General features: G+C 40.9%; 20 protein-coding genes. 9 read left to right on the top strand and 11 right to left on the bottom strand.

What is annotated here, in order from left to right; all coding sequences use genetic code 11:
- Positions 1–24 precede the first annotated feature (24 nt).
- A complete protein-coding gene (gene acnA, locus IQ19_RS12890; protein ID WP_144542795.1) occupies positions 25–2,733 on the bottom strand; it encodes an aconitate hydratase AcnA in 2,709 nt (902 codons plus the stop codon).
- A gap of 355 nt (positions 2,734–3,088) precedes the next feature.
- Here acnA and sspO point away from each other — a divergent pair, with 355 nt between their 5' ends.
- Positions 3,089–3,238 carry a small acid-soluble spore protein O gene (sspO, locus tag IQ19_RS12895; protein WP_144542796.1) on the top strand — a complete coding sequence of 50 codons (150 nt, stop codon included), beginning with the start codon at positions 3,089–3,091 and terminating at the stop codon, positions 3,236–3,238.
- Positions 3,239–3,301: 63 nt separating this feature from the next.
- Here sspO and IQ19_RS12900 read toward each other — a convergent pair whose 3' ends face one another.
- Complete coding sequence (locus tag IQ19_RS12900) at positions 3,302–3,559, bottom strand: hypothetical protein (RefSeq protein WP_144542797.1); 258 nt, start codon at positions 3,557–3,559, stop codon at positions 3,302–3,304.
- Between the two features lie 198 nt (positions 3,560–3,757).
- On the opposite strand from IQ19_RS12900, the gene IQ19_RS12905 reads away from it, so the two are divergent.
- Entirely contained in the window at positions 3,758–3,901 is a 144-nt protein-coding gene (locus tag IQ19_RS12905) for a small acid-soluble spore protein P (RefSeq protein WP_144542798.1), read from the top strand.
- A gap of 90 nt (positions 3,902–3,991) precedes the next feature.
- On the opposite strand, the gene selA is transcribed toward IQ19_RS12905, so the two are convergent.
- Positions 3,992–5,395 carry an L-seryl-tRNA(Sec) selenium transferase gene (gene selA / locus IQ19_RS12910; RefSeq protein ID WP_144542799.1) on the bottom strand — a complete coding sequence of 468 codons (1,404 nt, stop codon included), beginning with the start codon at positions 5,393–5,395 and terminating at the stop codon, positions 3,992–3,994.
- A 92-nt stretch (positions 5,396–5,487) separates the two neighbouring features.
- Here selA and IQ19_RS12915 point away from each other — a divergent pair, with 92 nt between their 5' ends.
- Positions 5,488–5,886 (top strand): Hsp20/alpha crystallin family protein, encoded by a 399-nt coding sequence (locus tag IQ19_RS12915; RefSeq protein WP_144542800.1) that lies wholly within the window; start codon positions 5,488–5,490, stop codon positions 5,884–5,886.
- Between the two features lie 108 nt (positions 5,887–5,994).
- Here IQ19_RS12915 and IQ19_RS28990 read toward each other — a convergent pair whose 3' ends face one another.
- Positions 5,995–6,231 carry an Rdx family protein gene (locus IQ19_RS28990; RefSeq protein WP_338422654.1) on the bottom strand — a complete coding sequence of 79 codons (237 nt, stop codon included), beginning with the start codon at positions 6,229–6,231 and terminating at the stop codon, positions 5,995–5,997.
- Positions 6,232–6,394: 163 nt separating this feature from the next.
- Here IQ19_RS28990 and IQ19_RS12925 point away from each other — a divergent pair, with 163 nt between their 5' ends.
- Positions 6,395–7,138 carry an arylamine N-acetyltransferase family protein gene (locus tag IQ19_RS12925; RefSeq protein WP_144542801.1) on the top strand — a complete coding sequence of 248 codons (744 nt, stop codon included), beginning with the start codon at positions 6,395–6,397 and terminating at the stop codon, positions 7,136–7,138.
- Positions 7,139–7,173: 35 nt separating this feature from the next.
- On the opposite strand, the gene IQ19_RS12930 is transcribed toward IQ19_RS12925, so the two are convergent.
- Entirely contained in the window at positions 7,174–8,115 is a 942-nt protein-coding gene (locus IQ19_RS12930) for an L-threonine 3-dehydrogenase (protein ID WP_144542802.1), read from the bottom strand.
- 295 nt (positions 8,116–8,410) lie between these two features.
- A complete protein-coding gene (locus IQ19_RS12935) occupies positions 8,411–9,601 on the bottom strand; it encodes a glycine C-acetyltransferase (RefSeq protein WP_144542803.1) in 1,191 nt (396 codons plus the stop codon).
- 396 nt (positions 9,602–9,997) lie between these two features.
- On the opposite strand from IQ19_RS12935, the gene arcA reads away from it, so the two are divergent.
- Positions 9,998–11,233: an arginine deiminase gene (gene arcA / locus IQ19_RS12940; RefSeq protein WP_144542804.1), complete on the top strand. Its 1,236-nt coding sequence runs from the start codon at positions 9,998–10,000 to the stop codon at positions 11,231–11,233.
- 47 nt (positions 11,234–11,280) lie between these two features.
- On the opposite strand, the gene IQ19_RS12945 is transcribed toward arcA, so the two are convergent.
- Positions 11,281–12,135, bottom strand: coding sequence for a VOC family protein (locus IQ19_RS12945; RefSeq protein ID WP_144542805.1), 855 nt, complete (start codon positions 12,133–12,135; stop codon positions 11,281–11,283).
- Positions 12,136–12,481: 346 nt separating this feature from the next.
- Here IQ19_RS12945 and katA point away from each other — a divergent pair, with 346 nt between their 5' ends.
- On the top strand, positions 12,482–13,939 hold the full coding sequence (gene katA / locus IQ19_RS12950; protein WP_144542806.1) for a catalase KatA: 1,458 nt from the start codon (positions 12,482–12,484) through the stop codon (positions 13,937–13,939).
- Between the two features lie 100 nt (positions 13,940–14,039).
- Here the strand turns inward: katA and pdxR are convergent, their stop codons facing one another.
- Positions 14,040–15,440, bottom strand: a complete 1,401-nt coding sequence (gene pdxR / locus IQ19_RS12955) for a MocR-like pyridoxine biosynthesis transcription factor PdxR (protein ID WP_144542807.1) — start codon at positions 15,438–15,440, stop codon at positions 14,040–14,042.
- Between the two features lie 100 nt (positions 15,441–15,540).
- Here pdxR and IQ19_RS12960 point away from each other — a divergent pair, with 100 nt between their 5' ends.
- Together IQ19_RS12960 and IQ19_RS12965 are read left to right on the top strand one after the other, a co-directional pair.
- Complete coding sequence (locus tag IQ19_RS12960; protein ID WP_199749463.1) at positions 15,541–16,092, top strand: pyridoxamine 5'-phosphate oxidase family protein; 552 nt, start codon at positions 15,541–15,543, stop codon at positions 16,090–16,092.
- A 109-nt stretch (positions 16,093–16,201) separates the two neighbouring features.
- Positions 16,202–17,761 (top strand): ABC-F family ATP-binding cassette domain-containing protein, encoded by a 1,560-nt coding sequence (locus tag IQ19_RS12965; protein WP_144542808.1) that lies wholly within the window; start codon positions 16,202–16,204, stop codon positions 17,759–17,761.
- 178 nt (positions 17,762–17,939) lie between these two features.
- Here IQ19_RS12965 and IQ19_RS12970 read toward each other — a convergent pair whose 3' ends face one another.
- Both IQ19_RS12970 and IQ19_RS12975 read right to left on the bottom strand, forming a co-directional pair.
- Positions 17,940–19,019: a DUF4139 domain-containing protein gene (locus tag IQ19_RS12970; protein WP_144542809.1), complete on the bottom strand. Its 1,080-nt coding sequence runs from the start codon at positions 19,017–19,019 to the stop codon at positions 17,940–17,942.
- 328 nt (positions 19,020–19,347) lie between these two features.
- A complete protein-coding gene (locus IQ19_RS12975; RefSeq protein ID WP_144542810.1) occupies positions 19,348–19,545 on the bottom strand; it encodes a hypothetical protein in 198 nt (65 codons plus the stop codon).
- Positions 19,546–19,702: 157 nt separating this feature from the next.
- On the opposite strand from IQ19_RS12975, the gene IQ19_RS12980 reads away from it, so the two are divergent.
- The gene (locus IQ19_RS12980; protein ID WP_144542811.1) at positions 19,703–20,557 is read left to right on the top strand and encodes a DegV family protein; all 855 of its coding nucleotides are present in this window, start codon (positions 19,703–19,705) and stop codon (positions 20,555–20,557) included.
- 37 nt (positions 20,558–20,594) lie between these two features.
- On the opposite strand, the gene IQ19_RS12985 is transcribed toward IQ19_RS12980, so the two are convergent.
- Positions 20,595–21,749, bottom strand: coding sequence for a homogentisate 1,2-dioxygenase (locus IQ19_RS12985; RefSeq protein ID WP_144542812.1), 1,155 nt, complete (start codon positions 21,747–21,749; stop codon positions 20,595–20,597).
- Position 21,750 lies beyond the last annotated feature (1 nt).

Here is a 21,750-nt window from a genome sequence, read left to right on the forward strand (position 1 = left end):
GAATCACATAGCGGTTTGAAGCATTTAGTTTGCTAATTTATCACGAAGAACCATTTGCAGGATTCCGCCGTGACGGTAGTAATCAATTTCAACTTCAGAATCGAATCGTACAAGAGCTTCAAATGTAGTCTTGTTGCCGTCTTCATCTGTAGCTGTAACTTTTACAAAGTCACGTGGTCTTACATTTTCATCGATTTGTACATCAATTGTTTCTTTACCAGTTAAGCCAAGAACCTCTGCACTCTCGCCTTCCTTGAACTGAAGCGGAAGTACGCCCATTAAAACAAGGTTTGAACGATGAATACGCTCATAGCTTTCAGCAATAACTGTCTTAATTCCTAGTAAGTTCGTACCTTTAGCAGCCCAGTCACGGGAAGATCCCATTCCATAGTCTTTGCCGGCAAGAACCACAAGACCTGTTCCATCTTCTTTGTACTTCATGCAAGCATCATAGATAGAAGTTACTTCGCCAGTAGGCCAGTAAGTAGTAAATCCGCCTTCTGTGCCAGGAGCAATTTGGTTCCGGATACGGATGTTTGCAAATGTACCGCGCATCATAACTTCATGGTTTCCACGGCGGGATCCATAAGAGTTGAAGTCGCGTGGTTCAACACCGTTCTCGCGAAGATATTTTCCTGCTGGTGTATCTTTTCCGATCGCACCTGCCGGAGAAATATGGTCAGTTGTTACAGAATCACCGAACTTGCCGACAACACGCAATCCTGATAAAGGTTTAACTACATCAGCATTAGGAGTTAAGCCTTCAAAGAACGGAGGGTTCTGGATATATGTTGAATTATCATCAAATGAATATAAAGGCTCATTGCTTGTTTGAATTTGATTCCAGCGAGCGTTGTCATCAAACACATGCTCATATTCTTTACGGAACAATTCAGGTGTAACAGACTGTTTAACAACTTCATTAACTTCAGCAGTTGATGGCCAGATATCGTTAAAGAAGACATCATTGCCATTCTTATCCTTGCCGATTGGTTCTTTTTGAAGATCGATATCGACTGTTCCTGCCAATGCATAGGCAACCACTAATGGCGGAGAAGCCAGGTAGTTTGCTTTTACAAGCGGATGGATACGGCCTTCAAAGTTACGGTTGCCGGAAAGAACTGAAGTTACGAGAAGGTCGCTTTCAGCTACAGCCTTTTCGATTTCTTCTCTTAATGGACCAGAGTTACCGATACATGTTGTACAACCATAACCTACAAGGTTGAATCCAAGCTGCTCCATGTATGGAAGAAGGCCTGAATCACGCAGGTAGCCAGTAACAACTTTTGACCCTGGAGCCAAAGAAGTTTTAACGAACTTAGGAACTTCCATTCCAAGCTCAACTGCCTTTTTCGCAACTAATCCTGCCCCAACTAAAACGTATGGGTTTGAAGTATTTGTACAGCTAGTGATCGCCGCAATCGCAACAGCACCCGTTTTCATCTTAGTTGAATCGCCATTTGCAAATTCAACAGTAATTTCTTTGTCGATTTCTTTCTTATCCAAGCCGAAGCCCTGGTTGCCTTGTGGAGCTGTGATAGCATCATTAAATTCCTTTTTCATAGCAGATAGCGGAATTAAATCCTGCGGACGCTTAGGGCCTGAAAGGTTCGCTTCGATTTCGGAAAGATTGATTTCAACTACATTTGTATATACTGGCTCTAGAGATGGATCGAAAAACATTCCATTTTCTTTGCAGTATTTTTCAACAATTTTGATTTGCTCTTCCGGACGGCCGGTCAGGCGCATGTAATCAAGCGCTTCCGCATCAACAGGGAAGAATCCGCAAGTAGCACCGTATTCTGGAGCCATGTTGGCAATTGTAGCACGGTCAGCCAAAGGAAGCTGTGTAACACCAGGACCGAAGAATTCTACGAATTTGCCAACTACTCCCTGGCTGCGAAGTACTTGAGTTACCTTCAATGCAAGGTCAGTAGCAGTTGTTCCGTTAGGAAGCTCGCCAGTAAGCTTAACCCCTACAACTTCAGGCACAGGGAAGTATGATGGCTGTCCAAGCATTCCTGCTTCAGCTTCAATACCGCCAACACCCCATCCTAGAACACCGATCCCGTTGATCATCGTTGTATGGGAGTCAGTACCTACAAGTGTATCAGGGAAAGTTTCGAAATCGCCTTCAGTTGTTTCAAGAGCATGAACTACATTTGCGAGGAATTCAAGGTTTACCTGATGAACGATCCCAGTTGCCGGCGGAACCGCACGGTAGTTGTCAAATGCTTTTTGAGCCCAGCTTAAGAACTGGTAACGCTCAGCATTACGCTCGAATTCAAGTTCCATATTCGCTTCAAGCGAATCAGGAGTGCCATATTTGTCAACCTGTACAGAGTGGTCGATAACAAGATCAACCGGCTTCTCAGGATTGATTTTATCTGGGTCTCCACCCATGTCTGCCATTGCTTTGCGCAGTGAAGCCAAGTCAACTACTGCAGGAACGCCAGTGAAGTCTTGCAGAATAACGCGTGACGGCTTGAAAGGAACGTCAACCTCTTTAACTTCGGAAGTTCCCCATTTTGCCAGATTTTCAACATGTTCTTTAGTAATTACACGGCCGTCATATTGACGAAGTACTGATTCCAATAATACCTTAATGGAGTACGGCAATTTGGAAACATTACCTACTCCAGCTTCTTCCAGAGCACCTAAGTGATAGTAATGATAGCGCTTCCCGTCCAGTTCAAAGGATTTGCGGGAATTGAACACATCATTCTTTGCCATATGTATTACCCCCTCTTTCATTAAACATCATATACCAAGTGATAGGTAATTGTCGAAAAGTTTGAATTTTCATCCATCCTCACTTTTCTCACAATTTCTATATTAATACAACCTTTTATATAAGTAAATAACAAGAAAGTTATTGTTTCTGATAAGTTTTTCTTATAGTAATTTTCATTTTAACCATTTTAATGGTTAAAATGCGATAAATGAAAGCGTTTTTCAATTAGGGACTTAAATTTTCCATTCTAGGTTATTATGCTGAAAAAATAAATAAAACATTAGCTCTACTTTGGAATTTCATCATAATTTGTCATAATCCAAGGAAAAATACCTTCTACGGAGGTGATTTTCTATGGCTAAACGAAAAGTAAATCATATCATTGAGGGCATGAATGCAGCAAAGGGGCAGGGCATGGGTACTGGATACAATGAAGAATTCTCCAATGAACCATTAACCGAAGCGCAAAAACAAAATAATAAAAAGCGGAAGAAAAACCAGTAATTTAATGATAAATAATATAACCCGGCTAAGAGTTAGCCGGGTTCTCCATTTTATTTCCTGCTTTTAATACTGGTTTACATCATCCACCATGGACTTTAAGTCCTGTTGGAATCGTTCCAGCTGTGCACGCTGGTGTTCAGAGGCAACTTCCAGTGCATTTTCAATTTGCGCATATGCTTCATTTACTTCCTGCTTAAGATGTTTAAGCTGGTGGCCGTAGCTTGCTGAATCTCTAACAATTTCAGCATATAGCTCCTGTGCGTCCTCCATTCCCTGCTGTGCTGCCTGGAATGCTTGCTGTTTATCTTTATGGTATGGCATACCTTGTTCACTCCTAATAAAAATTTGTACCATTAAATTGCGCATTAGCCGTTAAAAATATTCCGCAAAATGGTTTAGGAGCAAATGTTCAATTATAGCCACATTTTGCAAGGCAATTTTATCGAAAAAAAAGCCAAACTAACACAAGAAATACAGGTGAAATTCACCTTATTTCTTTAATCATGAGGAGGGATTGAGATGAACAAAAACAATGGCAAAGACATGAGAAAGAATGCGCCTAAAGGCCATAACGATGGCCAGCCTGAGCCTTTAAGCGGATCCAAAAAAGTGAAAAACCGCAACCATACAAGACAAAAGCATAATTCCCATCATGATATGTAAATTTTTTAATATGGGCTGTGTTTAAGGTCATTTCTTATACAGAGCCTAATTATAAAACAGCTGCCGTTTTTAGCGGCAGCTGTCGTTTCTTTATATAGAAGATAATGCGTTTAAAATGTTCTCCTCTTCTTCTGCAGTAACCGTGCGCAGATCAATTAGTATTTCTTCTTTATGAATCCTGACAATAATCGAAGGAGAGAAGCCCGTTCTTAACTGCCGTCCTACATGCTCAGCTGAGTATTGTTTATGCTTTAAGACAGCAATCCAGGAAGGCAGCTCCACATCAGGCATTGTCCCCCCGCCAACTTGTCCTGCACTTTCCTTCATTGAAAAATGATAATTTTCCGAGAGCTTTTCTAGTTTATGAAGGAAATGTTCTGTTCGCTTTTGAAGTTCTTCCCTGGTTGTCAACACATCCCGAACAACAGGAATATTTTTCAGGCCAGCCTCGCCTTTTAAATAATCAAGGAGTGTCCCTTCAAGGGCTGCAAGCGTCATTTTGTCCACACGCAGTACTCGGGCAAGCTGATGCTTCTTTAATTTATTGATTAAATCCTTTTTGCCGGCTATAATGCCAGCCTGCGGGCCGCCCAGCAGTTTGTCGCCGCTAAACGATACAATGTCAGCCCCCAATTTGATGACCTCGCTGACAGCCGGTTCGTCTCCGATTCCCCTACTTTTAAAATCAAAAAGGGCTCCGCTGCCAAGATCCTCGTAAAAAATAATATTCCTTTCTTTCGATAAGTCAGCAAGCTCTTCTGTATCAACTTCTTTTGTAAATCCGATAATTTTAAAATTGCTCGTATGAACTTTTAGAATCATCGCAGTTTCTTCGTTAATGGCTTTTTCGTAATCTGACAAATGAGTCTTGTTCGTGGTTCCGACTTCGGCAAGCTTTGCACCGCTTTCTTCCATAATACTTGATATCCTGAAGGATCCGCCAATTTCTACAAGCTGGCCTCTGGATACAATAACTTCTTTATCAACTGCAAGGGCTTTTAAGATAAAATAAACTGCCGCAGCGTTATTATTAACAACCATGGCGGCTTCCGCACCTGTTAACTCCTTTACAAGGCCTTCAACATGGCTATGCCTCGAACCGCGTTCACCTTCCGCCAGTTTGTATTCCAAATTGGAATAATTCATGGCTGTTTCAAGCATGTGTGCGGCAGCCTTACTGCTTAGACGCGCGCGTCCAAGATTAGTGTGCAGGATCGTTCCTGTCGCATTAATTACCCTTTTTAGCGTGTAGCCATAACGATATAGGATCGCTTCCTGTACCCTTTTAAAAAGTGTATCCGTGAATCCCTTCGTACCAGGATCATCATTCTCCCACCGGGCACCCAATATATCCTGTCTAATATCCGAAATAACTTCTTTCAGGATGTTTGTCATATGTATAAAATCCAGCCCATTCTGGGCCATTAGCTCATTGAACCTGTCTTCCTTTTGCAATTCATGTACAGATGGTATGTTTCTAAGTATATTTCTCAAAAGTATCCCTCCAGCACTAGCCTGTTTATTATACCATTTTTCACTAATTAGCATGGAATGAATACTATAGAAAGAAGCAAGGGGGTAATGGAATGAATAAAAAGGAAGATTTGCACTCCTTTAATTTAAGCGAAATGGAGAAATGGATGGAGAATTTTTTCCTTGATCCTATTACATCCTATATGGATCAGTTGACTTTTCGCATTGATTTATTTGAGACAGAGAACGAAATCATCATAGAAGCGTTATTGACAGACTGTGTTCAGAAAGATGTAACCGTTTCCTTAAAAGAAAATAAGGTCTTCATTAAAGCTGTTAAAAGGGAACTTCCCTTGGGAAAAAGTGGTCAACCCTGTATGCGGAAGGTAGAATTGCCTTTTAAGGTGATTAATAAAAGAGTAACAGCCGCCTATTCAAATGGAATCCTGGAGATTTTTATTGCCAAAAACGAAGCTGGGCCTGGCTGTAATAGAAATATAGCGATTCCTTGATCGAGCTGAGTTTGAGTATGCCTATTTTAAAAATAATGTTTACATAATATTATTATAGTCTCTTTTGACCGGTAAAAAAACCTTCTCCTATTGGAGAAGGTTTACGAATTAACCTTGCATTTTTTCTATAATATATTTTGATTTTGGAAATACGCCTGTATCCAGTTTGGAATAAAGCTTTTCACCATTAACTGTCACTTCAAACACTCCGCCTGAGCTAGGAATCAGCTCCATTTTCACAATATCAGTACGGAAGTGAGAAAATAGTTCCTCCGCGAAACTCGCGGCTTTTGGCGCGTAGTTTCACATCATGCAAAATTCAACAGTTACTTCAAATGTCTTCATGTTAATTCCCCCGTATGTATAGTTGCTTAAAATGTAAATATATTGACATTTTAGTACAAACAGCTTTTCAGTGCAAACCGTAATTTTTAAAGGGGGTACGGCTTGCCATTACTTTGAAAATAAAGCAAGATAAAAATGTACTGCGTAATTATGAGGTGATTTTATGAAAATACACGAATACCTAAACCGTTTATCTGTACCAGCAGAAAAAAACCCGGATTTAAAGTATCTGACTCAACTGCAGCAAAGCCATATGGAGAGTATCCCTTTTGAAAACCTTGATGTAACTAGAAAGGTTCCTATCGAGCTTGACGTTGATTCTTTTTATGAAAAAATTATGGTGCGGAACCGTGGGGGCTTTTGTTATGAATTAAACGGTCTCTTCCAACTGCTGCTGTCAGAGCTTGGCTTTCAAGCCCATTTAATATCCTGCACCGTAAAAAAGCCGGATGGCTGGGTTAGAGAAGATTCCCATGCAGCCATTCTTGTTTCGATAGGTCATTTTCCTTACTTGGTAGATGTTGGTTTTGGAGATTCTGTCCGCCAGCCGATGCCTTTATCCGGTGAAGAAAAGTCAGATGTAAGCGGATCTTACAGGATAAAAGAGATCGGGAAGGGCATTTTTAACCTTGAAAGAATGGAGAATGAAAATTGGAAAACCCTTTACCGTTTTTCCGATAAGCCTAAACAGCTCCATGACTTTGCTGAAGCTTGCCTCTTTAATCAAACTTCACCTGAATCACATTTCACTCATGGCGATCTTGCTACTATTGCAACCAAAAATGGCCGCGTCACTCTTGCGGGACATATTGTCACTAAATCTGTAAATGGACAGAAAGAGAAATTAGAATTAAATGAGAATGAAATACGCGAATATCTGCAGGAACAATTTCAAATCAAAATATAAAAGGACAGCTTTATAGGCTGTCCTTTTGTGTTTTATCATTTTGTCTTTAGCTTATCAAGCATATCTGCTGTCATTTTTGCCAGATCATATTCTGCTTTGAAGCCCCACTCTTCTTTTGCTGCCGATGAGTCAATCGAATTTGGCCAGCTGTCAGCAATCGCCTGGCGGACAGGATCAACATCGTAAGAAATCTCAAAATTAGGGATATGCTTGCGGATTTCCGCGGCAATCTGCTCCGGTTCAAAGCTCATTGCTGTCACGTTAAAGGAATTTCGGTGACTCAAATTATCAGCGTCCGCTTCCATTAAGTCTACGATCGCATTTAATGCGTCCGGCATATACATCATATCCATATAGGTGCCTTTATCGATATAGGAGGTGTAACGGCCATTTTTAATGGCTTCATAATAGATTTCAACAGCGTAATCCGTTGTTCCGCCCCCCGGAGGAGTAACGTAAGAGATTAAGCCAGGGAAACGCAATCCTCTCGTATCAACACCGAATTTGTGGTAATAGTAGTCTGATAACAATTCGCCGGCCACTTTGTTTACGCCATACATGGTAGTCGGCCTGTGGATGGTATCCTGTGGTGTATTGTCTTTAGGCGTGGAAGGTCCGAATGCGCCAATGGAACTTGGCGTAAAGAATTGTGCTTTGCATTCTCTCGCTGTTTCCAGGGCATTCATCAGTCCGCCCATGTTCAAATTCCAAGCAAATACTGGATTGGCTTCAGCTGTGGCAGATAAAAGAGCAGCCATATGAATGACTGTGTCAATATCATGTTTTTTTGCTGTTTCAAGCATGGTTTTTGCATCGGTTACGTCAACCATTTCAAAAGGGCCTGATTGGGCAGCTTCTGACTCACTTTTTCTGATATCAGTGGCAATAACATTATCTGTTCCATAGATGTCTCTTAATTTTAAGGTGAGTTCAGAGCCGATTTGCCCTAAAGCACCTGTAATCATAATTCGTTTCATTGTTTTCCTCCAACTTTTCCTCTTTGCCTATAAAGCTTTATTTTAGAAATTTTTTTATTAGTTCTGTTAAACTTGCCTGTTGATTTCTGCTTCAGAACACTCAGCGAACCGCGGGCGGCCCGACGCTCCTCAAGCACTAAGCCTGCGGGGTCTCCCTCTGATACGCATCCTCGAATAAACACCGCATAAAGAAAATGCGATGCGTTTTCGAGGATCTCGCACCTTCCGCTCTAATCAACAGGGTGCTGAAATCAACATTGAGTTTTAACACAGCCGATTTATTAATAAACCCAGCTTAAATAATACCCATTTCTTTGCCGACCTTTTCATAAATAGCAATTGCGTTATCCAGCATCTCTTTCGTATGTGCTGCAGACGGCATATTTCTCACGCGTCCTGTTCCCCGGGGTACTGTAGGGAATACGATTGATTTCGCATATACACCTTCTTCGTTTAGCTTTTTGCTGAATTCCTGGGTTTTAACCTCATCCCCAATAATGCAAGGAGTGATTGGGGTTTCGCTGTCACCGATATCAAATCCTAATTTCTTCAAACCTTCTTTTAAATAGTTGGCGTTTTCCCAAAGCTTTTCATTCAGCTCCGTACTTTCCATTAACAGTTCAATGGCTTTTATGCTGGCAGCAACATCAGCAGGCGTAAGCGATGTTGAGAACAAGAATGGTCTGCTGCTTACTTTCAGCCAATCAATTAAATCCTTCTTGCCGGCTACATATCCGCCGACAACACCGATTGCCTTTGAAAGTGTCCCGATTTGGAAATCAATTTTATCAGAAAGTCCAAAATGCTTAACCGTTCCTGCGCCTTTTCCAAGCACACCAGAACCATGTGCATCGTCTACATAAGTGATAAGATCAAATTCTTCAGCAATTTCCACAATCTCTGGAAGCTTTGCAATATCTCCATCCATTGAGAAGACTCCATCAGTGATAACCATGACTTTGTTGTATTGGCCGGATTCCTTGGCTTCTTTCGCTTTTGCTCTTAGGTCGTCCATATCTGAATGATTGACCCGGATAATTTTTGCTTTGGAAAGGCGGCAGCCGTCAATAATGGAAGCATGGTTTAATTCGTCAGAAAGAATGGCATCGTTTTTGTCCATAACCGCGGAAATCGCAGCCATGTTGCAATTGAATCCTGACTGGTAAGCGATAGCTGCCTCTGTATGTTTAAACTGGGCAAGCTTTTCTTCAAGCTTTGTATGCAGCTCAAGTGTTCCATTGATTGTCCGGACCGCGCCTGCTCCAACTCCATACTTTTCTACTGCTTCGATCGCAATCTTCTTGAGCCTTTCATCTGTGGCCAATCCCAAATAGTTATTAGAGGAAAGGTTGATTAGCTCTCTGTCGTTGATTTTAATAATAGGCCCATTTGGACTTTCAAGAGGGTCAATCACATTATAAAGTCCTCTTCCTTTCAAATCCTCAAGGTTTTCTTTTAAAAAAGAATCTAAAGTTTTGCTTGTCATCTAAAATCCTCCTATACATTTTTTTAAAAATGTCGCTAACTCATAAACAATTGTATTTCCAGAGCGGACATTGAATTTACTGATTAGATAAGGCTATGTAAAGGTTTCTCATTCATTACTTTATCACATTTTTTGAATTTGTACACTTATGGAGGACACATTTTAAAAATTCCTCTTTAAATAGGTTTCCCGTTTTATTAGTTTGTCCCTTTAATCCAAAAGTGTTTCATAATTGGTTAAGAGTATTGATTTCATATAATTTTTTGAACTCTAAACCTTGTTTTCTTCATGGTGAATAAATATACACAAAGATGAGCTGTTTACTCTATCAAATCCAAGGGAACCAATTCTACATAGTATAATTCGATCAGGCTTAAAGCCTATGGAGGTTATAGAATGAAACACCCGTTAAATGTCACATCGGAAATCGGAGAGCTTAAAACGGTTCTTCTGCATAGGCCGGGGAAAGAAATTGAAAATCTTACTCCCCAATATTTAAAAAGGCTATTATTTGATGATATTCCATTTTTGCCTGCAATCCAAAAAGAACATGATTACTTTGCAAACATTTTAAGCAATCGGGGGATTGAGGTTTTGTATCTCGATAAGCTTATGACAGAAGCTATTCAAAAGGAAGAAGTCCGTCTTTCTTTTATTGAAAAAGTTTTATTGGAAAGCCAGTCAAATATTAATGGATCATATGAAACTGTAAAGGAATACTTGCTATCTCTTCCTGCCGATGAATTAGTCAGCAAAGTAATGGCTGGTGTTGTGAAATCTGATATTGAACAGGATAAGAAAGTCCACCTTCATGAGCTGATGCCGGATCACTATCCATTTTATTTGGATCCGATGCCAAATCTATATTTTACAAGGGATCCCGCGGCGGTTATTGGAGAGGGCATCACCATTAATCGTATGCATGAACCGGCAAGGAGAAGAGAATCCATCTTTATGGACTACATCATGAATCATCATCCCCGTTTTAAAAGACATGAAATACCAACATATTTTAAGCGGGATGATATTTATTCGCTGGAAGGCGGGGATGAACTTGTCCTTAGTGATGAGGTTGTTGCAATCGGAGTAAGTGCGAGAACATCCGCACAGGGCATTGAAAAGCTTGCGCACGAATTATTCCGCCGACAGGAATCCATAAAAAAAATTGTCGCAGTTGAAATACCGAAAATCAGGGCATTTATGCACCTCGATACTGTGTTTACTATGATTGATTACGATAAATTTACCTACCATCCCGCTATTGAGGACAGTGACGGCAGTATGAAGATTTACATACTGGAACAGGAAAATAATTCTGATCATCTGAAAATCACAGAAAAAAACTCTCTTACAGAAACGCTAAAAGAAGTATTGAATCTTGCTGAGCTAGTATTAATACCATGTGGAGGAGGCTGTCCAATCGCATCGGCAAGGGAACAATGGAATGATGGCTCCAACACGCTCGCGATTGCACCAGGCGTTGTTGTCACCTATGATCGCAACTACGTCTCCAACGACATCCTCCGCCAAAACGGCGTGGAAGTCATCGAAATCCTAAGCTCGGAGCTATCAAGAGGCCGCGGCGGCCCAAGATGCATGAGCATGCCAATATTGCGGGAAAATATCAGCTAAAAAATTCGAGTGGTACCAGGTACCACCCGAATTTTGTCGATTGACTCTTAAGCAGTTGCGAGTTTAATTCTATTGCCTGACGGGTCTTGGACAAATATCCCTCCGGTCGTTTCTTCTATAGAAGTACCCATTTCTTTTAATCTTTGCAGTGTATTGTCTCTTTTAGCCTCATTTGGCAAAACGAGGGTAAAATATTTTAGGCCCGGGCTCTTTTTTTCGGCTGGTTCTCCCCCTCTGCTTTGCCATGTATTAAGGCCAATATGATGGTGGTAGCCACCGCTGGAGACAAAGATGGCCTGGCTGCCATATCGGTTCACAAGATTAAACCCCAGGCCTTTACAGTAAAATCTCTCTGTTTCTTTTAATTCTAAGACCTGCAGGTGGATATGACCCATAACAGTTCCGGCAGGCATCCCTTCCCAATCTTTGTCATTTCCATCACTTAATAAATCGTTGGCATCCAAAGGTTCCGTTGTCATATGTACTTCACCTTCGTCCCTTTGCCAAATATCTGCAGGGCGGTCAATATACACTTCAATGCCATTTCCCTCTGGATCAGCTAAATAAATGGCTTCACTGACATAATGGTCTGATGCTCCCTGAAGCGGATAATTCCTTTTTAGCATATGACGAAGAAACCTTGCCAAGTCAGCCCGCTCAGGCAAGAGCAGTGCCATATGATAAAGACCTGCACTTCCGGCTTTTTTTTCAACAACCTCGCCGGCTTTCTCAATTGTTAAAAGAGGCGCTTCTCCATCAGCACTAAATACAGCTTTGCTTTCAGTTCCCATTAAAAGCTTTAGTCCTAATATATCTCTATAAAAAGATCTGCATCGTTCTATATCCATAACCAATATCTCAATTTTGCTGACGAACGTAACCGGACTTTCATGAAAACTCATTTACCTTTCCACCTCACAAATTAAATGGTATTGTTCTAAATTTTTGGCTCTATTAAATTTGCCTGTTGATTTCCGCTCCAATCAACAAAGTGCCAAAATCAACATTGAGCTTTATCAAAGCCAAATTTCTAAAAGCAGTTCTTTTAAAGAATAACCTAAATATAAATATACTAATGTCCCTTAAAACAAGCATCATTTAATACTTTTCCCCTGTATATATAAAAGATTCCTCTTAATAATGTATTTTTATTTATAATTATTATAAAAAAGTATTGATTTTATATTGATAAATGTTATCATTACTTTTGTAAGTAACCTATTAAACTATTTATGAGGTGATTAAAGAATGACGAAAAACAACGACCTTACTACTAGCTGGGGCGCACCTGTAGGCGATAACCAAAATTCAATGACTGCCGGCACACGCGGGCCAACCTTAATCCAGGATGTACATTTGCTTGAAAAACTGGCCCACTTTAACAGAGAACGTGTGCCTGAGCGTGTTGTCCATGCCAAAGGTGCTGGCGCACACGGCTATTTTGAAGTAACTAATGACCTCACAAAATATACAAAAGCATCCTTTTTATCTGAAATAGGAAAACGCACTCCAATGTTTATCCGCTTTTCTACTGTGGCAGGAGAGCTTGGATCAGCTGATACAGTCCGTGACCCGCGTGGTTTTGCGGTCAAGTTTTATACAGAAGAAGGAAATTATGACCTGGTTGGAAACAACACACCTGTATTCTTTATTCGTGATGCAATCAAGTTCCCTGACTTTATCCATACACAAAAACGCGACCCTAAAACACACCTGAAAAACCCGACAGCAGTATGGGATTTCTGGTCCCTTTCACCTGAATCACTGCACCAGGTAACCATCTTAATGTCAGACCGCGGCATTCCTGCAACACTTAGACATATGCATGGTTTCGGAAGCCATACATTTAAGTGGGTTAATGCTGAAGGAGAAGGCGTTTGGGTAAAATACCACTTTAAAACAGAGCAAGGCGTTAAAAATCTTAGTGTTGAAGCAGCAGCTAAAATGGCTGGAGAAAACCCTGATTATCATACCGAGGATTTATTTAATGCGATTGAAAATGGAGACTTTCCATCATGGAAACTATGTGTGCAGATTATGCCACTAGAAGATGCGAACACTTACCGTTTCGATCCATTCGATGTAACAAAAGTATGGTCACAAAAGGACTACCCATTGATCGAGGTAGGCCGCATGGTTCTGAATAAAAACCCTGAAAACTACTTTGCAGAAGTGGAGCAGGCTACCTTCTCTCCCGGAACTTTAGTACCGGGTATTGATGTATCGCCTGACAAAATGCTTCAGGGACGCCTATTTGCATACCATGATGCACATCGTTACCGTGTAGGCGCGAACCATCAAATGCTTCCAATTAACCGCCCTCGCAACGAGGTTAAAAACTATCAGCGTGATGGCCAAATGCGTTTTGATAACAACGGCGGAGGGTCTGTATACTACGAGCCAAACAGCTTTGGAGGTCCAACAGAAGTATCAGAGCATAAGCAGGCTGCCTACCCTGTTTCCGGGTTGGCAGAAAGCGTGGCATATGACCATAATGACCACTATACCCAAGCGGGTGACTTATACCGCTTAATGAGCGAAGAAGAACGCTCCCGCCTTGTAGCAAATATTGTGGCAGCAATGAAGCCAGTGGAAAAAGAAGAAATTAAGCTGCGCCAGATTCAGCACTTCTATAAAGCAGACCCTGAATACGGTACACGCATTGCCAAAGGACTCGGCCTGGCTGTACCTCAAGGCGTAAAATAATAGACTAAAATATTGGGGGAAATCCCCTTCCATTCTCATTTTCATTCTAAAATTATCATTTAAAAAGGCATCCATAGTGTCTCAATGGATGCCTTTTTTCTCAAATAAACCACGCTTCATGTAAAAGTCTTACTCCACTTTCAATGTCCTCTACTGATAATCCGCCAAACCCCAGCATAATCGTTGCATCCTCAGTAATCACATCGTTGTTCAATAGATATGCTGATGCAGAATAAACCTTTACTCCTTTTAACCCTGCTGCCTCAATAAGTTCAACGTCATTGCGTTTTTTCACCTTAAGCAAAATATGCAGTCCTGCCTTTTCTCCGATTATTTCTACTTTATTTCCCATGTAAATTTCAATGCTAGAAAGAAGGGCCCTATGTTTGCCATGATAAATTTTCCGCATTTTTCGGATATGGCGTTCAAATTCTCCTGAAGCCATAAACCGGCTGGCCGCCTTCTGAATAACAGAAGGAACGTTTTGATGGTACAGCTGGTTTCCTTTCTTGTATTTAACAGCCAACTCAGGCGGCAGTACAATAAAACTCAGCCTGGCAGATGGAAGAAAGCATTTCGAAAAAGTCCCCAGATATATTACCTTTTCTCCTTCATCCAAAGCTTTTAATGGAGGGATAGGCATACCCTGATAGCGGAATTCTCCATCATAATCATCCTCGATAACATACCCGCCAGATTGATACGCCCAATTCAGCAGCTTTTTTCTCTTTTGAATCGAAAGAATCATGCCCATCGGAAATTGATGGGATGGCGTAACATAAACAGCCTTTGTGCCAATTGGCAAAGTCTCTATATCAATGCCATCCTCCTGCAAAGGGATGGGAATGATTTTGCAATTTTCATAGGAAAAGACCGATCGGACTCCATCATAACCGGGATCCTCGAAACCTATCATTTCTTTTCTGAGACACAAGAGATGAATCAGCAAATTAATTGATTGCTGTGTACCCGATGTAATCACTATTTGCTCTTGCCTGCATTCTACACCCCTGCTTCTATATAAATATAAAGCTATCTGTTTTCGTAACTCTGCGTCCCCTTGCTTATCCCCATAATTAAAGCCATCGTAATCCAATGCATCAAGGGTTTCATTTAAATACTTCCTCCAATTTTTCATTGGAAAACTAGGAATATCGATATCCCCATATTGAAAATCATATTTAAAAGTTTCCTTAGGCTGTTCTTTGGAGTTCATTGATTCTAAAGTCAGCGGCTGCTTAGGTTTTAGAACTTCATCTATTGGCAAAACGAAAATTCCACTTTTAGGTCGGCTTTCTGCATATCCCTCTGCAATGAGCTGCTGATAAGCTGCTTCTATCGTATTCTTGCTGACTTTTAAATATTTTGAAAGCTGGCGGATCGATGGAAGTCTAGAGCCCGATGATAAACGGCCGCTCTCAATTTCTCTTTTAATATAGGAATATAGCTGTGAATATACCGGATCTTTTTTATTTTTATCAAAATATGGGGTTATCTCCATTATTCCTCCATCTGACCCTTATAAAAAAATCAAAACTGTCACTGTTAATCAGGTCAAAGCTTTTTTAAAATGATTTTACCATATCTAAGGAGGAAATCGGATGTATTCAATGAGACAACAAACGATGGAGTGGAAGGATAAAGTAAGGACAGAAGCGTTTTTATCAAAGGTTAAGGTTGGTCACTTAGGTTTATCGGATGATGGTTTTCCGTATGTCATCCCTTTAAACTTCACCTGGCATAACGGTTTTATTTATTTTCACGGTGCTTCTGAAGGAAGAAAGATTGATATTATGGCGAAAAACCAGCAGGTCTGCTTCACCATATGCGAGGAGCTTGGAACCATGTCAAATCCGGTCCCGGCCAAAACAGACACAGCCTATATGAGCGTCATGGTTTTTGGAAGAACAGAAAGAGTGGAAGATCTGGATGAAGCAACAACAGCTATGCAGAGCATGCTGGATAAATATGTGCCCGGATATTATGCGAATAAGCTTGCAAGCACGCATGTTGAAAAATACCGTTCTTCACTGGGAAGTAAGACAGCAGTTTTTAAAATAGTTCCCGAAAGTGTAACTGCTAAAAAAAATGAACTGAATGAAAACACAAGATTTTTTCCGGGCAGGACTGCGCTTTCTGATATGGATACATGATCTCGTAAAAATTCCCCCTCCCTCCAGCGGTTTCCGTCTAGTCTAACTGGTAAAAATCTAGTATCATGTAGAGATGGATTATTTATGGACAAAGTGAGGATTAAAAACAATGAGTTTATTAACTGTAGATAAATTGAGCCATACATTCGGTGACCGGACACTTTTCAAAGATGTTTCGTTCCGTCTGCTGGCAGAAGATCATGTAGGGCTTGTAGGAGCCAATGGGGTTGGAAAATCAACTCTTATGAATATTATCACGGGCCAGCTTATCCATGATTCCGGCCGCGTCGATTGGACGCCGACCGTGCAATATGGTTATCTTGATCAGCATACTGTGCTTACACCTGGCAAAACGATGCGTGATGTCCTTAAGGATGCGTTCCTTCCTCTTTTTGAACAGGAAAAGGAATTAAACGAAGTAACAGCGAAAATGGCAGATGCCACACCGGAAGAACTGGAAGAGCTTCTTGAAAAAATGGGTGAGATACAGGACCGCCTTGATGCTGGCGGATTCTATTCCCTTGATATAAAAATTGAAGAAGCGGCTCGCGGGCTTGGCCTGGATGCAATAGGGCTTGACCGTGACGTTGCAGCCCTAAGCGGCGGACAGCGTACAAAGGTTCTTTTGGCCAAACTTCTTTTGGAGCAGCCGCAGGTATTGCTGCTCGATGAGCCGACCAACTATTTGGATGTCGAGCATATCCGCTGGCTGACAAACTATCTAAAAGAGTATCCTTACGCCTTTATGCTGATTTCCCATGATACTGAATTCATGAACCAGGTCTCAAACACGATTTTCCACTTGGAATTTTCAAAGCTAACCCGCTATACGGCTAGCTATGATAAATTCCTTGAGCTGGCAGAAATTAATAAGAACCAGCATATCAATGCTTATGAAAAACAGAAAGAATTCATTAAAAAGCAGGAAGATTTCATTGCCAAAAACAAAGCTCGTTACTCAACGACTGGCCGTGCGAAAAGCCGCCAAAAGCAGCTTGACCGCATGGAAAGAATTGACCGTCCTGAAACAGCAATGAAACCGACATTCGACTTCAAAGAATCTCGCGGCAGCAGCCGGTATGTGTTCCAGGGCGAAGATTTCGAAATTGGGTATACAAATGCTCTATTGCCAAAGATGTCAATGACCATTGAGCGCGGGGAAAAGATCGCCATTGTCGGCTGCAATGGTGTCGGAAAATCAACTCTGTTAAAAACGATGCTGGGCAAAATCAAGCCAATCAGCGGCAAAGTTGAACAAGGTGATTTCCTATACCCTTCCTACTTCGAACAGGAAGTAAAAGCCGAAAACATTACGCCGATCGATGACGTATGGAGTGAATTCCCTGGATTGGACCAGCATCAGGTTCGTGCAGCTCTGGCAAAATGCGGTTTGAAAAACGAACATATTTCTCGTCCGATGAACCAGCTAAGCGGTGGAGAGCAGGCCAAAGTCCGTCTCTGCAAGCTACTAATGAATGAAAGCAATTGGCTGTTATTCGATGAACCGACTAACCACCTTGATGTTGTGGCGAAAGAAGAATTAAAGCGTGCACTGAAAGCCTATAAAGGTACCATTGTACTCGTTTGCCACGAACCGGACTTTTATGAAGATTGGGTAACAAAAGTTTGGAATGTCGAAGAATGGTCACAGCAGCTGAATCCTAATTAACTAAGATGATCCCCTGCCTTGCAGGGTATTTTTTTTGGCCGATAAATTTGAATACCCACATTTTCTCAGGGAAATTATTGCTAATTAGATCGTTATTTTAGAAATTTTATTGCTTTTCTGCATCTTTGCTTCAAAAAATGCAAAAAAGCCGCACCAAAAGGATGAGGCCTTATAAATTCTATTCTTTTTCCACTTTTACATGTAAGCCTCTATCGACACGATACGTAAATGTTACTTTTTCAAAGCTGTCAGGTTCAGCATAAAACCAGAAGACAACCTCCGAGCTGCTTGCCTTTGTATATTGGTAGCTGCTCTCAATAATCTCCCAATTGGGTTCATGAATATAATGGCTAATCCTAATAAGTGCTTCTTCTTTATGGTTTCGGATGATGTATTTATGCTCCTTATATTCATATCTTCCTTTTCGGTAGCTGTTCTTTTCAATATGAGTACATTTGATATCAAAAGCTGTACCAAGCTGGAGCTTTACCTTTTCGTTTTTAGAAGTGTGGCTAATTGAATCTTCACCGATGAATTCGAGTGAGCTGTCTTCGCTGTCTTTCTGATAAACCTTAACTTTTCCTTTAGGCAGTGGAAGGCTAAGCCTATTTTCCTGGCTGTTTTCAAATTCTATTAATATCTTAACATCCTCAGACCATTTGGTGCATTCAAAGTATCTTTTTAAATTAGCCTTTTCAACTTGAAGAAAGTTAATTTGCTTGGTCTGATTATTTTTCAAAGTGGCCAGCCTTTCCAGTTTGTATAGATGGTAATCGGCAAAGCTCTTTTCCGTAAATTCCGGGGAAGCTTTTTCTGTATTGGTGTACAAAATCATGTCATCTTCTTCGATCCTCCAGTTGTCCTCTATCCGGTTAACCTCTCCAGCAATCACTTTTATCTGAGCATCTTGATAAGTCGCACCGGAATGGTTATCGATTTTCACCCACCCTGCCAATTGAAAGCCTTCGTCTGTCAATTCCATTACATAATTGGCACCCCAAGATATGCCCTTTGTCAGATAAGATACTGTCATATCTTTCACAGGTCCGGGTTTTACCTTCCAAACAAGAGCCGGCCGGACAAGCAAACCGCCGGGCAGCTTTGGCAAAATGATTTCGCCCTCAGGATTAATCATTATCTCTTTCGTTTCTGTATGTTCAAGGACAATTCCATTCATGCTGCTTAAAAGCCGGTATTCCTCCCGTGTATTCTTTTGTTTATCATAAAGATACACATTGGAACCTATATACTTTTCCATCAATTTTTCTTTGCTGACCAAATCTTATTCATAATTCGTTTCCAGGATATTGACTCCTGAAATAATGATGGAATCTGTTTCTATTTTTTCAGCCACGTCCATGTATTGAATGTGATCAATAGCTTCATTGCTGTTGACTGAACGATTCTCTTTTACAAGAGCAAATCCTCCATTATAGATTGTTAAGGTCAGCCCATTAGTCTCTTCCTTTGTTCCTTATCCCCATTCTTAATAAATACACTAATAGCACGTTTATAACCGCTGTCATAGGGTATATCTTCATCAGCAACTAGCTGAAATGCTTTTTCAAAATGAGAGGCTGCCAAATCTAATTTCTGCTGTTCTCATAAAGGATTCCCAGGTAAAAATAGCCGCTGGCAATTTCTTTAACAGGAAAAGGCTGTTGGACAGCTTCCTTCATGATTGCAATCGCTATGTCTCTTGAAGATGGTTTATCGTATTTAAAAGCTTTGTTCACAAAATGTTCATATTTCTCTTTTCTTTTTCTAAATGAAAACAGTGCCATTTAATCACCTTTTTTTAGAGTTCTCCCCTATTTCCTTTAAATGGCTTCATAAAAAGCAATACGGGTTAGGGTTACATAGTGTATAATAAGATGAATTTGCAGAAATGGAAACGGTTTATTATTACCAAAAATATTGAAAAGAAGGACTAATATATACATGATTAATAAAAAGATTGCCTGGATTACAGACAGCACAGCTTTTTTGACCCATGAATTGCTGGACCACCCCGATGTTTATGTGGTCCCTCTTACAATCACTTTCGGTGAGGAGTCTTTTGAAGATGGAATTGATTTGACAACAGATCAGCTCTATAGCCGCATACGTGCTGAAAAAGAAGTACCGAAAACATCTCAGCCTTCAGCGGGAAGATTTGCTGAATTGTTTGAAAAGTTAAAATCAGAATATGATTCAGCGATTGCTGTCCATATTTCAAGCAAATTGAGCGGTACACTCAACAGCTGCCTTGCTGGGGCAGAACTTGCCGGATTCCCTGTTGAGGCTGTGGATTCCAAGTGTATGTCGTATGCTATAACAACACTGATCCAAAAAGGATTCATGTTGGCCAATAATGACATGCCTTCTCGTAAAATAGCTGAAATCCTGCAGAAAGAAGCCGACAAGTCAGAGAATTACATTCTGCTTGGGAGCCTTGAGCAATTTTACAAAGGCGGGAGAATGTCAGGTACACAGTATTTGCTTGGAAGCATTTTAAAGATCAAGCCGATTATCCGCATTAACCGGGATGGTGCATTTGAGTTATTTGATAAAGTTCGTTCTGAAAAGAAAGCAATTAAAAGAATGATTGAACTGCTGGGAGATTCCTATAGCAAGCATACCATTCCACAGGTACAGATTATGCATGGAAATGTACTGGAAAAAGCTAATGAACTGGCAGAAGAGATTAAATCTGTTTATCCTCGCCTCGACATTTTTATCGGGGAAATCAGTTCCACGATTGCTGCACATGCCGGTGAAGGCACGCTTGCGGTCATTTGGCATAATGAAAAGTAATAAAAAAGCACCTTCCGTAGAGGAAAGTGCTTTTTTTCTATTCAACCCATGTATACATATACTTTTCGTCTTCAATTGCTTTTGCCTGCTTAACCAGTTTTAAAGGCTTAAAGGTATCAATCATCACAGCAAGTTCAAGCGTTTCCTTTTTTCCGATGCTCGCTTCGGTTTTACCAGGATGAGGGCCATGCGGGATTCCGCTCGGGTGAAGGGTTATCGAACCTTCCTTGATTCCCTTGCGGCTCATAAAATTCCCCTCTACATAATAGAGAAGTTCATCACTGTTTACATTGCTATGGTAGTAAGGTGCCGGAATCGCCTCCGGATGGTAGTCATACAGTCTTGGCACAAATGAACACACTACGAAATTATGCCCTTCAAAAGTCTGATGGACTGGAGGCGGCTGATGGACCCTGCCGGTAATAGGTTCAAAATCTTCTATATTAAATGCCCAAGGATAAAGATAGCCATCCCAGCCTTCCACATCTAGCGGATGATGATTGAGAATATGAGAATGCAAGTATCCCCTTGTTTTCGTAATAACTTCAAATTCCCCTTTTTGATCGTAAGTTTCCAATGTTTCCGGACCGCGGATATCTCTCTCACAGAAGGGGCTATGTTCCAATAACTGGCCATATTCATTGCGATATCTCCTCGGAGTGGTGATCTGGCTAAAAGACTCAACAAACAGCACTTTCGTCGTTTTATGTTCATCTGGAATGACCCGGTAAATGGTACCTATTGGAATGATCACGTAATCACCAGGGCCATAGGTTAGTGTTCCAAACATGGTTTCAACTTTTCCGCTTCCATAATGGATGTAGATCATTTCATCTCCATCGCCATTCCGGTAAAAACTTTTCATGGGCTCGGAAATATTAGCGGTTCCTATCAATAGATCATCATTTCCAAGCAAGTACTCTCTTGCCTTTAGTGCATCGCCTTTTTTTTCAATTCGGTCAGTCAGCAGATGGCGGTGCTTCAAACTTTCCTGATCCTCATATTCTGGAAGATATTTACCAATCAGCTCCGTACGCGCCACTTCTGTAGGCATATAATGGTGATACAGAATCGATTGTGTCCCGGAAAAGCCTTTTGTGCCCATAACTTGCTCCCTGAAAAGGGTGCCATCAGGCTTTCTAAAAGTTGTATGGCGTTTATGCGGGATTTTACCCATTTGGCGATAATACATA

Source organism: Cytobacillus oceanisediminis (assembly GCF_007830235.1).
Classification (GTDB): domain Bacteria; phylum Bacillota; class Bacilli; order Bacillales; family Cytobacillaceae; genus Cytobacillus; species Cytobacillus oceanisediminis.

Bases quoted from the DNA above. Each gene is read 5' to 3' on its own strand.
- pdxR (WP_144542807.1), bottom strand. From the start codon at position 15,440: ATGGAGATAACCCCATATTTTGATAAAAATAAAAAAGATCCGGTATAT.
- IQ19_RS12900 (WP_144542797.1), bottom strand. From the start codon at position 3,559: ATGCCATACCATAAAGATAAACAGCAAGCATTCCAGGCAGCACAGCAG.
- IQ19_RS12915 (WP_144542800.1), top strand. From the start codon at position 5,488: ATGAATAAAAAGGAAGATTTGCACTCCTTTAATTTAAGCGAAATGGAG.
- acnA (WP_144542795.1), bottom strand. From the start codon at position 2,733: ATGGCAAAGAATGATGTGTTCAATTCCCGCAAATCCTTTGAACTGGAC.
- IQ19_RS12970 (WP_144542809.1), bottom strand. From the start codon at position 19,019: ATGGAAAAGTATATAGGTTCCAATGTGTATCTTTATGATAAACAAAAG.
- IQ19_RS12985 (WP_144542812.1), bottom strand. From the start codon at position 21,749: ATGTATTATCGCCAAATGGGTAAAATCCCGCATAAACGCCATACAACT.
- IQ19_RS12925 (WP_144542801.1), top strand. From the start codon at position 6,395: ATGAAAATACACGAATACCTAAACCGTTTATCTGTACCAGCAGAAAAA.
- IQ19_RS12935 (WP_144542803.1), bottom strand. From the start codon at position 9,601: ATGACAAGCAAAACTTTAGATTCTTTTTTAAAAGAAAACCTTGAGGAT.
- IQ19_RS12965 (WP_144542808.1), top strand. From the start codon at position 16,202: ATGAGTTTATTAACTGTAGATAAATTGAGCCATACATTCGGTGACCGG.
- IQ19_RS12975 (WP_144542810.1), bottom strand. From the start codon at position 19,545: ATGGCACTGTTTTCATTTAGAAAAAGAAAAGAGAAATATGAACATTTT.
- IQ19_RS12960 (WP_199749463.1), top strand. From the start codon at position 15,541: ATGTATTCAATGAGACAACAAACGATGGAGTGGAAGGATAAAGTAAGG.
- IQ19_RS12905 (WP_144542798.1), top strand. From the start codon at position 3,758: ATGAACAAAAACAATGGCAAAGACATGAGAAAGAATGCGCCTAAAGGC.
- arcA (WP_144542804.1), top strand. From the start codon at position 9,998: ATGAAACACCCGTTAAATGTCACATCGGAAATCGGAGAGCTTAAAACG.
- sspO (WP_144542796.1), top strand. From the start codon at position 3,089: ATGGCTAAACGAAAAGTAAATCATATCATTGAGGGCATGAATGCAGCA.
- IQ19_RS12930 (WP_144542802.1), bottom strand. From the start codon at position 8,115: ATGAAACGAATTATGATTACAGGTGCTTTAGGGCAAATCGGCTCTGAA.
- IQ19_RS12980 (WP_144542811.1), top strand. From the start codon at position 19,703: ATGATTAATAAAAAGATTGCCTGGATTACAGACAGCACAGCTTTTTTG.
- IQ19_RS12945 (WP_144542805.1), bottom strand. From the start codon at position 12,135: ATGAGTTTTCATGAAAGTCCGGTTACGTTCGTCAGCAAAATTGAGATA.
- katA (WP_144542806.1), top strand. From the start codon at position 12,482: ATGACGAAAAACAACGACCTTACTACTAGCTGGGGCGCACCTGTAGGC.